Here is a 12,324-nt window from a genome sequence, read left to right on the forward strand (position 1 = left end):
CTTAGTTAAAATTTTCGACCCTAGAAGACTGCTAACAAAACTAAATTATGGTTCATCCTAAGTCGATTTCCCAACTTTTCGACCCGATTTTTCACTTTTTTTCGGGATTGAGCATGACTCGAAACCAATTTTACTTGCTTACATAATTAAATTGTCGTTCCTCATATTAATATCTATAAATTCGTCAAATTTTCATAATTCAATCATCATTGAATTTCACTTTTAGGTGCCTATAACTTTGAGGGTAATAACAAGCAAATAAGCAGCAAATTAATTCCATTAAATAAAACTTATCCTTTTGAAGATAGCGTAATTTAGTTGATGATTGTCCGATTTAATATTTCAAGTTTTTTAACAAAATACTTCATTATTGAAACAGTTCTATACATTTGTAAACACTATCAAATTTTGATTACATTCCATGAATCGAAAGCTTTAATTAATTTCCTGGCATGAAAAATTATGCATTTGGTAAAAGGGTCTAAATACTTATTTAGGACTTATTTAGGTATATAGCAATCCCAAATCATATATGAGAATTTAGATCCCTGACTTCTTCAAGAAGTCGGGGATCTGAACACTGTGTCAGCCTCATTAATAAGAATAATTATTTAGTACCTCAAAATAAACATTAATCCAGGGAAAATTTACATATTTATACGTATAAAGACACTTTTTGTAAGTAACTTACGTCCAAGATTTAGGATTCAGTAGTAAAGTTTTAGTTACGAGCGTTAAATTCGTATTGTCTTCATACACCAATTTCTGCCAGAGGAGTGATTATTATGCGACGTTTACTTTCTGCTGTAGCCGTAACTGGCTTTTTGCTTGCAGGAATGCCAGCAGCCATCACCTACGCCCAAGGTTTACCAGGATTAACTTTGTTTAGCGGTGTCAAGAGCGAAAATCAGTTATCATACCGATTAGACTTTGGCGGGCAAAGAAACGACTGGGATAGATACCGTTTAAGAGTTCCCGGCAAAAAATTAAATATGGCGGTTGAAAAGTTTGTCATTGCTTATCCAGATTACTACACTGGAGAATTTGATACCAAAAAAATAGAAATCCAAGTCGGAGGAAAGAAAGGAAAAACAGTTGCAGTTTCCGAAGTCAAATGGGATAAAGCAGGTAAAGTAATTGAAATTTATCCTAAAGAACCCATTCCGGCAGGAAAAAGCGTCGAGTTGATTTTATCAAACGTCGAAAACCCAGACTTTCCCGGAACCTTTTACTTCAACTTATTAGTTCAATCTCCTGGTGATAAAACAGCGTTAACTCGCTATGTAGGAACTTGGATTATCGGTATTAATTAGGAGTTAGGAGTTTTGAGTTTTGAGTTTTGAGTTTTGAGTTAGGAGTTTTGAGTTAGGAGTTTTGAGTTAAATTGTCTTGCCGTTTCTCTATCTCCTTTTTCAGGCTTTGTTGGGTTGTGCCTCCGGCACACCTACGGTGAACATTATGTCCTAACGAAGACGCTGCGAAAACCGTTCTACCCAAACTAAAATTAATTATCTTTAATCGAGCGTATTGAGATGCGATCGCCCTCAAATCTAATCAATGGCGATCAAAAATTACTTGTAAAGTATCACACTCTGAAGCCAAAATGGGTATTACTGATTTTTTACCCTTGAGCTAAAAACTGCTGCATGAGTGTCAACAATATTCTCCAATACGAATCAAATATCTGGGCAACTGCCGATTTGCTCAGGGGAAGCGGCATCAAGGAGTCGGAATGGCCCTCCTATATGATGCCGTTTTTTGCGTTGGTGATGATTGAAAGCCGCTTGGTAAGGATGTTTGATGAATTAAAGATGGAGATTGGCGAAGCAGCATTAGGGGCGATCGCCAACTACCTAGACACCAAAACCACCCAAATTGACTAATCATTGCTAGAAAACTTTGATAATTCAGAATTACGGTGCCTTCAAAACTATCTAAAATCAATAAATCTTCATCACCTGTAATCAAATAATCTGCTTGACTATCCTTAGCTAATGCTAAAAGATAATTATCTTTGACATCACGACAAAGTAACACGCTTGATTTAATCTCTACAACTAACCCAATTGACTCTAAGAAGATAATTAAATCTATGACTTTTTCCGGTGAAAAATACTTTTGCAGTTTTGGTTTTTGAGTAACAATAGTAATTTCATCAAGAAGCTGTTGTGAGAATACAGGTTGAATCGTCCCTTCAACTAAAAGTGATTTCAAACTAGCAAGCTGTTTACCAATCAAGAAGCTAATCCAGAGATTAGTATCGATGATAGCCTTAATCGGCTTGTTGTCTGGCATAGAGTTCAGCCCTTACAGTCTCAACCTCCTGACTAATAGTCTCTAAGGAAATTTCGTCAGTTTGAAAACTTTCGAGTAGTTCAGTGATAGTGTGTTCTCGAATATCTTTTTCAAGTTCCTGACTCAGCCTCAACTTTTCCGTATCAGGTAATTGTTTAACAAGTGTTAGAATTTGCTCAAAGTTTAAGGACAGTTGGTAAGTTTTAGGAGTCATAGAATTTATTATTCTTGATTTTTCTAGTACTAGTTTTCTTTTGCAGTGATGCCTTCCGCACCCAAACGATAAACCTACGGTTAGCTAACGCGATAAGCGAACTGTCTCAATTTCACGGATTAATTGTTGAGGGTCATTTTGAAATTATCCTCATTTCTATAAGTACATTAAATGATAACTGATAGAAAGGTTCGGCTTTGCTGTTTGCCTAACTATTTACATGAACGTATTAGCGCCGCAAAACCCTAATTAATGATGTCATCACCGGAAAAATTAGGATTACTGAGCATCAATAACATTTAAAAAATCTTCAGCAGTGATCATCGGGCAAGAAAAATTATCCTTCAAGTTGAGTAAATCGCGATCGCCTGTCACCAGATAATCCGCCTTCCCAACCACAGCCAGAAGTAAAAAAGGCACATCAAATGGATCGCGACATTCAGGAATTATAGGCAACACATCAGGTATCGCCACAGCCTCACAAAAAAGTATGTAATCCGATAATAAATCTTCTTGCTCAATTGGCGTGAGTTGAAACTTTGGATAAGCCAGCACTCGGATTAACTCAGTTGTTGTCGCTTTAGAAACCAGGGGAGTGAAGCGATCATCCTGCCATGCCAAACGAATCCTGGATATTCTGCCCCCAAAAATCAGCGCAGAGACTATGATGTTTGTATCAATTACAACCCGTAAATCAACCGTCATGACTGACGCGCCCAAGCCACTGCATCAGCCACATCCTGCTCACTCAGCCCCAAATCTGCCAGCTTCGCCCGCACCGCATCCGCTCGCTGAATTTTTACAGGAGTCAGAATAATTTGCCCATTTTCTACCTTTACCTCAAAATACTCAGCCTCCCCGATTTCACGGGTAATACTTTTAGGCAACGTTAGTTGATTCTTAGAAGTTAACTTGGCGAGCATGACAAGCCTCCTAGCCTTTACCAGATAATGTAAGGATTCCTTACTTTATTGTATACGTATTCCCTTACAAATAGTAATCAGATATGAGCGAACTGCACTTACAAGATAAGTTCCTAATGCCATTTTTTCGCCAAGAATTGGACTACCAAGAAGTAAAAGCTAATACCATCACCAGTTCGCTGCTCATCGAAGAAGATTTACAAACTTTTATTTCTACTACTGAACTCAATCAAAAATCCTACGAAATTCTCCTCAAAAAATATCACAACAACACCCGAAAACTGTTAGCTGAACTAATCGAATTAATCCAATGACGCATCGCCAGCAGCCGCAACATGGCGTTGTTTATTAATACAAATATGTACGAAATTGTGACGAGGGTAAACGGTTGATAGTTAAAATTAAATCAAATATTTCCGAAAACGAAATTTATGATGACTTTGCCAAAATCTATCGTAAATATAAAGTTTTAAATCAGCAGCAAGTCGGAGATTATTTCTTCAAATAAACAACAGATTTGGTCAATAAATTGTGTGATGATTTTGAAATTACAGTACGTAAGGGATTGCCAAACTAAAAAAATTACCTGTTTTTTCCGCAAACTCTATTTAACTTTGATATATTTGATGGTAAAATTACAGATTGTAATTTTTTATTAAGTCGCCGGGAAGGAAAATTTATGAAAAGAACATTAGGCGGCACTTGCCGTAAGAGAAAGAGAACATCTGGATTTCGTGCGAGAATGCGGACTCCGGATGGTAGAAACGTGATCCGAGCTAGAAGAAGCAAGGGTCGTCATCGCTTGAGCGTGTGAGCATCAGGCTTGTGTAGGATGGATATTTAGCTGTGGCTTTGCCTAAAGCAAATCGATTAAGGTCACGACACGATTTTAGGGCAGTTTTCCGGGAAGGAGTTCGCTTTCATGGGATGTACATGACTTTAAGAGCATTACGACCATGTAATCAAAAATCGCCTTCTTCGGATACTTCCTATACAAATGAACAAGAACAAACACTGCAAACTGTTACTCCACCACGAATCGGGATATCGATTAGTACCAAAGTGAGTAAAAAAGCCGTAGTTCGGAATCGGTTGAAACGGCAAATCGCCAGTGTTTTATATGAATTATTGCCTTTATTAGCTCCCGAATGGCGATTAGTGGTAGTAGTAAAACCAACAGCTGCACAACAAGAGTGCGGAAGCCAACAATTTCTGCAAGAATTAAAGCAGTTGTTGGTAAAAGCCGAGGTGATTAATGGGCATTCGTGAAGAAGTTTATTATGAAGGTGGTCCTCATATTGGGGATTTAATTATAGGTATACTGATTGGTCTAACTATCGTAGGTTTACCTTTAGCTGTTGGTGCGATTGTGAGAGCTTTATGGCTACGCTACCGAATTAGCGACCGTCGTATATCTGTCACTGGTGGTTGGATGGGTCGCGATCGCACGGACATAATTTACTCGGAAGTTGTCAAAATAGCGTCGGTTCCCCGTGGTGTTGGCTTATGGGGCGATATGGTGCTAACCCTCAGAGACGGTAGTCGCTTGGAATTAAGAGCGCTTCCTAAATTCCGGGAACTTGAAAGTTATATTTCGCAACAGGTAGCTACTAGAAATCCCAAGTTTGCCAACGCACCGAAAAAGTAAGTTCTCGAACAGCGAGATGCGTTTTCGTGGATTATAAAGGTGAATCAATTCAAAATACAAAATACAAATTTTAAAAATTGTTTTGAATTGTTTTGAATTGGTAATATCTTTATTTACAAAGCCGATCGCGCTATCGGTACATTGAAAAATGTGCGGCTATCCGTAGGGTAGCTAGTCGCATTTTTCATAGATATTTAGATAAATTAGATTCAGTTAAATTGCAGTCGCTCAGGTTGAATTCAAAATAATGGATTTTGGTATTGGGTTCCTCTCGAACAATGTAATGTTGCCAATCATAGACTTGTTCTATAGCATTGTGCCGAGTTATGGATTGGCGATTATTGCTTTAACATTAATCATCCGCTTCTCACTCTATCCTCTGAGTGCCGGATCGATACGCAATATGCGTGAGATGAAGATTGTACAGCCAGTAATGCAGAAGCGGATGGCAGAAGTCAAAGAAAAATATAAAGACGATCCGCAAAAGCAGCAAGAGGAGATGATGAATGCTCAAAAAGAATTCGGTAATCCCCTGGCTGGTTGCGCTCCCTTGCTTTTACAAATGCCGGTATTGCTCGCACTGTTTGCGACTTTGCGGGGTTCGCCTTTTGCTACTGCAAACTACAACGTAAATCTCCAGATTTTGCCTAGCGAACAAATTGAACGGATTCAACCAGCCGCATTTGCTACCAAGCCGCAAAGTATTTACGTTGATGAAGGCGATCGCATCAAAGTAGCGGCGATTCTTCCCGCAGGAAATAAGTTAGCTGTAGGAGAACACACCAAGATTCAATATCAGACGGTTGATGGTAAGCCGTTTGAGGATGTTTTAGCACAGCACCCCGAAACTGAGAAAAAAATCATTCCTCAGTGGAAAGTAACTAAGGGAGAAGAACGAATCAGCATTGATGCTGAAGGTAATGTAGAAGCCTTACAGCCCGGAGATGTAACTATCCAAGGGAGTATTCCCGGATTAGCAGCAGACACGGGATTTTTGTTTATCGAAGCTTTGGGACAAGTCGGCGCATTTGATGATGATGGCGCGATTCGTTGGGATATCGTCTCGATGATTGGATTGTTCGGCGTTTCGCTTTACGTCAGTCAGTTGATTTCCGGACAAAATAATACAAGTGCCAATCCACAGCAGGATACTGTAAATAAAATTACTCCAGTTCTATTTTCCGGGATGTTTTTATTCTTCCCTTTACCTGCTGGAGTATTGATGTATATGGTAATTGGTAATATATTCCAAACCGCACAAACATACATTCTTTCCCGCGAACCGTTGTCGGAAAAAGCACAAAAGATTTTGGACGAACAAGCAAAAGAGGCGAAAAAAGAAGAAGACAAAAATATCGCGTTTGAGCCAAAAAGTAATAAAAAGAAAGCAACAAGTTGATGATGAGCGATACTCGGATGCAACGCAGCGAGCAGTGGTTAAATGAATTGCTGCAATTAACTGGGTTCTCTGTGGAGATTAAAAGCGATAAAGAGGAAAGCACTTTGGGAGAAAAAGACCCACTTTCTCTTAACAGCTATTGGTTGACCATTGAAGAATCCAATTTAACCGAAAATCAAATTCAGACCTTAATTGGACGCGATGGTAAAGTGCTAGATGCTATACAGTATCTAGCAAATTCTATTCTTAACTTGAACCAAGAATCGGACGACCAAGCATCCTATACAATAGAATTAAACGGCTACCGCGTTCAAAGGCTAGCCGAAATTCGCGCCATGATAGAACAAGTCATCGATCAAGTCCGCAACACTGGACGAGAAGTGGAAGTAAAATCCCTTAGTTCAGCCGAACGTCGTCAAGTCCATACTTTATTGAAGGAATTTGAAGATTTAGAAAGCTTCAGCCAAGGTAAAGAACCACATCGCCATTTGGTTGTACGTCCAGCAGCAGCATGGTAATTAGGAAACAGGGTTCGGGAAGAAATAAAAACTTCTTTCCCATCCCCTCCTTATTAAATCAGTGAACAGTTAACAGTTAACAGTTATCAATGGATAATTAACTACTGCGAGAAAGTTAGACAAGGCAAGATCGGCGCTTTCTGACTGATAACTCTTAAACCCGCTTGTATAAACGTGACTGATAACTGTTAAATACATTATTAAGAAGAAATTAACGGTAAATGATATGGACGCAATTTATATCCCCCAGCTTGCTCAAGCGTCAAAACCAGTAGAAGATATAGAAGTTAAAGAATTTCTACCCGATTTAGATACCTTAACGCCAGTTCGCGGCAATATTCGCGTACAACACTGCGGTAATTACTTACAAGTAGCGGCAAAGGCTGAAACAATCATGACGTTGACCTGCAATCGTTGTTTGCAGCAATACAACCATCGTGTTCTAATTAACACTTCAGAAATTATTTGGTTAGAGGAAGAAGCTAATATTGAAGACGAATTTCTTGCAGAAAGAGAAGTTGCTTTAGATGAGTTGGTAGAAACTTTATCCCCATATGGATATTTTCACCCCAGCGTTTGGCTGTACGAACAAATGTGTTTGGAAATTCCTCAGCGTCAGCTATGCGAAGAAAAATGTCCGGGAATAATTGAGCAAATTCAACAAGATGGTAAAATAGAAGATAAATCTATTGATAGTCGTTGGGCTTCTTTGCAATCTTTGAAAAAACAGCTAAATAAATAAAGTTGGCTCGGAAACAGTCAACAATTACCCATTACCAATTACCTTCCATCTCCCATCCCCTCCCTAAAACCGATAAGCAAGAAACGGAATCAACATTTCAGCCCTACTTAAACCACCATGTATACCTAGATTTCCTTTAAAGCGTTCTTCATTGGTTATATGCTGACGACATATCCAGTCTTTATGGGAAAGAAGTAGTAAATCACCAATTCTGTCTTGAGCTTCTATACCCAAAGGTTTACCGGGAATTCCAAATAAGCCTAATTCCATCGCAACAGAAGGAGTAATAGCAAAAAAGTTTTCGTGAAAATTCTGCTTAATATAATCTAAAACAGCAGCTTGTTTATCATGTTTAATATGTAAATAACGAATCCGTGATTCACCTGTGATGGGAGCAAATAAATTTTGGGTGAGATGGGGATGTTCTTCTAACCAAAGGGTATTTTCTAAAGGATTATATCTTTGACCGTGGTCGGCTGTCACTAATAAAACTGTATCATTACGACCTGCGAAAGGTTCGATCAGTTGACTTTTAAGAGCAAAGTCTAATGTAGCAACTTCGGCTTTATAAGAAGAACTCAGAGGGCCATAACGGTGAGAAACTGCATCGATAGTTGGTACATATATATAAGTAAAACTTTTTTGGTGAGTACTTTTTGTTAACAAACGTTCCCGTAATTGAGCAAAAGCATCTGCGGGTGTAAGATAACCTTTAAAACCATCATTCCCAGCTTGCGAACCAGCACTAGTAAATCTACTGATACTTGTTTGTTTAAATTGATAAAAATTGATAATTTCTACATCTATCCCCGCTTTCTCCATGCGTAAATACAAATTAGGTACCCGAATCAGAGTTTCTGGATTAAATATTGTGTCGGAAAAAGATGCTCTACTAGTAGAAATATAAGGACGAAAACCGATAAAATTAACAATCGTACCGATTTCGGGAATATAAAGATTGGTTCCCATCATCCCGTGCTGTGCGGGTGCGTAACCAGTTGCGGCTGAAGTTAAAGCTGTGACTGTAGTACTAGGATAAACTGAAGTTGCGGGCATGAAAAAAGCCTGCTGACTATCGCAAGCTGTTGCGATCGCGGGTATATCTTTGGAATCTGCGAGGGTTTTCAATTGTTCGTAACCAAACCCATCGAGAATTAACAACACCACATGATTGATTGGTGCTTGATTTTGCCAAGATTTCCAAGCTTCGGTTATTTGAGATGTTGCTAATAGCTCAGGATTGAAAGCGGGTGCAGCAGCTTCTTCGCTCAAAGTGGGAGCATCAGGACATAACCAGTCAATTGCTAAGGAAGGAATATTAGTTAAACCAAGTCCATCGTAACTGGGTTTTACCGCTTCTGTACCGAAAAAATCTGGTAACTTTTGACGAGCAAGCAATTTCTCTAAAGCTATAGCTGATATTCCCAGCATTGTTATAGTTGGCGATACTTCGCAATTATTCTAGCTAAATTTGAAAATATTTAATTTTTATTTATAGTTAATCGGACTTACGTATTGACAAGAAAATCACTGTATGAATTCAAGGAGCAAAAACAGCACTCAAGTTATCCAAAACATATTTACGAATCACTTCTGTGAATAGTTTTCTTTATACTTCATACCAATCGACCAAATTGTAAAACCAAGTATTAAGCTACCTGCGATAAAATCTAGCCAGATTAAGGTATGCATTTTAAAGGAAAACGTTTCGGTTGTTTGAAAAAAGTAATGTCCTGGACTTGATATTCCAGTTAATGAATAAATCGAAAGGCATACACAAGCAAGCCATAATATATTATTTAGATACAAAACGTAACCTATTATTCCTAGGATTGTTAAAATCAACCAGGATTGATAAATACTTTGAGGAGTTATCCATTCGGGGTCGGGATAACTGGGAAAATTGATAAAATTATCTGTGTAGTGAAAGGCTGTAATTACTACACTAATAATTAACAGAATTAAGAGTAGTATTTGATTGCTTTTATTGTACATTAGATTTAAGGTTTATTTAAATAGTATAAGTACAAAATTCCGAAAATTGCTGTATTACGCTGGGTGAACACATCCTACAAAGTATATGTTTTAAATATTGAAATATTTAAATATCTATCTTTTTCTACGAATCAACCAATTATCAACAGAAATTAAATTAAAATTACAGCCAGCTAATAAGATAAACAAAACAATATTATAAATTAATTGCGAACCTGCAATATCCCATTTTTGTAACAAACAAACTCCAAACATTAAAGTCATCATTAACAAAAAATTAACTATCAGAGCTTTACGAGTTTGTAGTCCTAAAATTAATAATAAACCAACAGCAAATTCAACAATGGGAATTAGATAAGCGGGTATTGCTATTAATAATGGAGGAATCGCAATATCTTTGTAAAGTCCTACTTGAGAATCGACAAAGCCTGGTATATTGCCAATTCTAACTAAACCATGTACAAACATATTAATTCCGAAAACTAGCCGTAAAAACGTGTAAGCTAGAACGATATCCGAATTACGCAGTTGAATTTTTGGATTATACATTTGCTCTGTCTGAATCAGAAACGTAGGTATCATCATATTCGTTGCTAGCTGAATGTGATTTCAAGCTAACAGGACCAGTACCATAGTAGTAGATCAGCAACATTGCACCAACTAAACCGAAGTTTTTCAGAAAACTATTCCATTCATTGGGATCAGCAAAAGGATTATGAAAAACGAATGTTGTCGGAACTAAAAATATAATGAGTAAAATTGCTCCCAAACGTGGTTGAAAGCCTAATAAAATCGAAATTCCGCCGACTAAAGTACAGAATATATTACCAATAAGTAATAACTGCGGTACAGGTAAACCTCTTTGAGTCATCATTTCTACAATTCCTTGAAAACCCAAAGTATTAGAAACCGCAGCTTTCAGAAAAATCGCTGAGAGAAAAGCTCTACCTATTAACGGAATATATTTTTGAAAGCCCATAATTGATTTTAGATTTTAGATTTTAGATTTTAGATTAGTTTTTAGGAGTTTTGAGTTTTGAGTTTTGAGTTAACTTATTACTTGTTACTTCTTACTCGATTTGTAGAAATGATAATCCGCGATGCACTTTCACCGAAGAAATAATATTTCAGCCAGTTGAAAAGTACTCCTAAACGGTTGCGAATTCCGGGGAGATAAACTAGATGCACTTCTAACCACAGAAACCAAGCAATAAATCCTTTGATTGCAAATTTACCAATTTTCCCGACTCCTGCGTGTTTTCCAACAATTGCTAAACGTCCTTTATTAAAATAATCAAAGGGTAATGGTATTTTACCGCTTATTTGTCGCCGAATGTTGTCTGCTGCGGTTTTACCTTGTTGAATTGCTTCTTGTGCTACTCCGTTAAATTCTTCTTCACTCTCAACGTAGGAAACGTCTCCTACACCATATACATTTTCATATCCACAAAGTTGTAAAGTTTGTTCTACTAGAATTTTCTCTTTTGTGGCTGTTTTTACTGGTTGTTTGGTTTGTGGTATCGCTGCTAATACTCCCGCTGTCCAAATTACTGTATCTGTAAATATAGCCGTGTCATCTTCGAGATATACAGCTTCAGAAGTGACTTTACTAACTTTAGAATTTAAATGTACTTTTATTCCCTGACGACGCAACCATTTTTCGGTATATTTTCCTAATTTTTCCGGATAGCTGGCAAATAACCTTTCTCCTGATTGCACAAGTATGACTTGCGATCGATCGCGATTTAAGCTGGGATAATCTTTCCCCAAAGCACTATTAATCAATTCGCTTAAACTACCAGCTAACTCTACACCAGTTGCACCACCACCGACGATGACGAAAGTTAATAACCGTATTCTTTCTGCTTCATTGGTAACTTTTACTGCCTGTTCAAAACGACTGAGGACTTGATTGCGAATTGCGATCGCGTCTGTCAAAGTCCGCATAGGAAAAGTATTTTCCATCGCTCCGGTGACTCCGAGATACTGCGTTTGGCTACCCGTAGCAATAACTAAATAATTGTAATCAATTGTGGTATTCTCGGCTTGAATAATTTGCTGGTCAAAATCAACTTTTTCGACGTGTGCTTGCAAAAAATTTACTGTTGAAAAACCTCGAAATAACCGACGCAAGGGATAAACTACTTGATGGGGATAAAGTATAGCAGTGGCTACTTGATAGAGCATCGGAATAAAGGTGTGATAATTATGACGGTCAATCAATAAAACATTGACTCGATGTTTACCCAGCTTTTTCGCAGCTTCTATACCCGCAAAACCAGCACCGATGATTACGACTCTTGGTTGATGAGTCATTTTTCTTTTATTGGTTTCGCTATCAGTGGACAGTTGACAGTGGACTTTTCTTTAACCTTTAACCTTGATTTATTTTAAAGAACATATTAACTACCTTTTTGAGTAAATTTGAAGACAAGGGTAAAAATCTATCTTTAGACTTACGTCTTTAGACTTAGCTCTTTAGATTTAATTCTTTGATTGCTATTTATATCAAAATATCAAAAATATAAAACATATAAAAAATTGAACCTGGAAAGTTTTTCTCTATATAAATACTTAATAGCTGTAGTAA

17 protein-coding genes are annotated in these 12,324 nt (G+C 37.5%); 8 read left to right on the plus strand and 9 right to left on the minus strand.

Annotated features, from left to right (window positions below):
- Nucleotides 1-785: 785 nt before the first annotated feature.
- A complete protein-coding gene (locus IQ247_RS00415; protein WP_193915642.1) occupies nt 786-1,313 on the plus strand; it encodes a DUF2808 domain-containing protein in 528 nt (175 codons plus the stop codon).
- 406 nt (nt 1,314-1,719) lie between these two features.
- Here the strand turns inward: IQ247_RS00415 and IQ247_RS00420 are convergent, their stop codons facing one another.
- The 4 genes from IQ247_RS00420 to IQ247_RS00435 all read right to left on the minus strand — a co-directional run bounded on the left by IQ247_RS00420 (nt 1,720) and on the right by IQ247_RS00435 (nt 3,432).
- The gene (locus IQ247_RS00420) at nt 1,720-2,295 is read right to left on the minus strand and encodes a putative toxin-antitoxin system toxin component, PIN family (RefSeq protein ID WP_193915644.1); all 576 of its coding nucleotides are present in this window, start codon (nt 2,293-2,295) and stop codon (nt 1,720-1,722) included.
- Nucleotides 2,273-2,509 (minus strand): type II toxin-antitoxin system VapB15 family antitoxin, encoded by a 237-nt coding sequence (vap15, locus tag IQ247_RS00425; protein WP_193915646.1) that lies wholly within the window; start codon nt 2,507-2,509, stop codon nt 2,273-2,275. The genes IQ247_RS00420 and vap15 overlap by 23 nt, the downstream gene beginning before the upstream one ends.
- Nucleotides 2,510-2,788: 279 nt before the next feature.
- Entirely contained in the window at nt 2,789-3,229 is a 441-nt protein-coding gene (locus tag IQ247_RS00430; protein ID WP_228059359.1) for a putative toxin-antitoxin system toxin component, PIN family, read from the minus strand.
- On the minus strand, nt 3,211-3,432 hold the full coding sequence (locus tag IQ247_RS00435; RefSeq protein ID WP_193915648.1) for an AbrB/MazE/SpoVT family DNA-binding domain-containing protein: 222 nt from the start codon (nt 3,430-3,432) through the stop codon (nt 3,211-3,213). Before IQ247_RS00435 ends, IQ247_RS00430 begins: the two co-directional genes overlap by 19 nt.
- 83 nt (nt 3,433-3,515) lie before the next feature.
- On the opposite strand from IQ247_RS00435, the gene IQ247_RS00440 reads away from it, so the two are divergent.
- The 7 genes from IQ247_RS00440 to IQ247_RS00470 all read left to right on the plus strand — a co-directional run bounded on the left by IQ247_RS00440 (nt 3,516) and on the right by IQ247_RS00470 (nt 7,739).
- Nucleotides 3,516-3,746, plus strand: a complete 231-nt coding sequence (locus IQ247_RS00440; RefSeq protein WP_193915652.1) for a hypothetical protein — start codon at nt 3,516-3,518, stop codon at nt 3,744-3,746.
- 365 nt (nt 3,747-4,111) lie between these two features.
- Nucleotides 4,112-4,246 carry a 50S ribosomal protein L34 gene (gene rpmH, locus IQ247_RS00445; protein WP_193915655.1) on the plus strand — a complete coding sequence of 45 codons (135 nt, stop codon included), beginning with the start codon at nt 4,112-4,114 and terminating at the stop codon, nt 4,244-4,246.
- A gap of 32 nt (nt 4,247-4,278) precedes the next feature.
- Entirely contained in the window at nt 4,279-4,701 is a 423-nt protein-coding gene (rnpA, locus tag IQ247_RS00450; protein WP_193915658.1) for a ribonuclease P protein component, read from the plus strand.
- A complete protein-coding gene (locus IQ247_RS00455; protein WP_193915662.1) occupies nt 4,688-5,080 on the plus strand; it encodes a PH domain-containing protein in 393 nt (130 codons plus the stop codon). Before rnpA ends, IQ247_RS00455 begins: the two co-directional genes overlap by 14 nt.
- 247 nt (nt 5,081-5,327) lie before the next feature.
- Nucleotides 5,328-6,479 (plus strand): membrane protein insertase YidC, encoded by a 1,152-nt coding sequence (yidC, locus tag IQ247_RS00460; protein ID WP_193915666.1) that lies wholly within the window; start codon nt 5,328-5,330, stop codon nt 6,477-6,479.
- Nucleotides 6,479-6,997, plus strand: coding sequence for a Jag family protein (locus tag IQ247_RS00465; RefSeq protein WP_193915669.1), 519 nt, complete (start codon nt 6,479-6,481; stop codon nt 6,995-6,997). The genes yidC and IQ247_RS00465 overlap by 1 nt, the downstream gene beginning before the upstream one ends.
- A gap of 226 nt (nt 6,998-7,223) precedes the next feature.
- Nucleotides 7,224-7,739: a YceD family protein gene (locus IQ247_RS00470; RefSeq protein WP_193915672.1), complete on the plus strand. Its 516-nt coding sequence runs from the start codon at nt 7,224-7,226 to the stop codon at nt 7,737-7,739.
- 63 nt (nt 7,740-7,802) lie between these two features.
- Here IQ247_RS00470 and IQ247_RS00475 read toward each other — a convergent pair whose 3' ends face one another.
- The 5 genes from IQ247_RS00475 to IQ247_RS00495 form a co-directional block, all read right to left on the minus strand.
- Nucleotides 7,803-9,170 carry an alkaline phosphatase family protein gene (locus IQ247_RS00475; protein WP_228059360.1) on the minus strand — a complete coding sequence of 456 codons (1,368 nt, stop codon included), beginning with the start codon at nt 9,168-9,170 and terminating at the stop codon, nt 7,803-7,805.
- A 156-nt stretch (nt 9,171-9,326) separates the two neighbouring features.
- A complete protein-coding gene (locus IQ247_RS00480) occupies nt 9,327-9,734 on the minus strand; it encodes a hypothetical protein (protein WP_193915674.1) in 408 nt (135 codons plus the stop codon).
- A 114-nt stretch (nt 9,735-9,848) separates the two neighbouring features.
- The gene (locus IQ247_RS00485; RefSeq protein WP_228059361.1) at nt 9,849-10,319 is read right to left on the minus strand and encodes a DoxX family protein; all 471 of its coding nucleotides are present in this window, start codon (nt 10,317-10,319) and stop codon (nt 9,849-9,851) included.
- Nucleotides 10,276-10,713 (minus strand): DoxX family protein, encoded by a 438-nt coding sequence (locus IQ247_RS00490; RefSeq protein ID WP_193915680.1) that lies wholly within the window; start codon nt 10,711-10,713, stop codon nt 10,276-10,278. The genes IQ247_RS00485 and IQ247_RS00490 overlap by 44 nt, the downstream gene beginning before the upstream one ends.
- Nucleotides 10,714-10,790: 77 nt before the next feature.
- Nucleotides 10,791-12,050 (minus strand): NAD(P)/FAD-dependent oxidoreductase, encoded by a 1,260-nt coding sequence (locus IQ247_RS00495; protein WP_193915683.1) that lies wholly within the window; start codon nt 12,048-12,050, stop codon nt 10,791-10,793.
- Nucleotides 12,051-12,324: the final 274 nt, after the last annotated feature.

The organism is Plectonema cf. radiosum LEGE 06105 (assembly GCF_015207665.1).
GTDB lineage: Bacteria > Cyanobacteriota > Cyanobacteriia > Cyanobacteriales > Nostocaceae > Rivularia > Rivularia radiosa_A.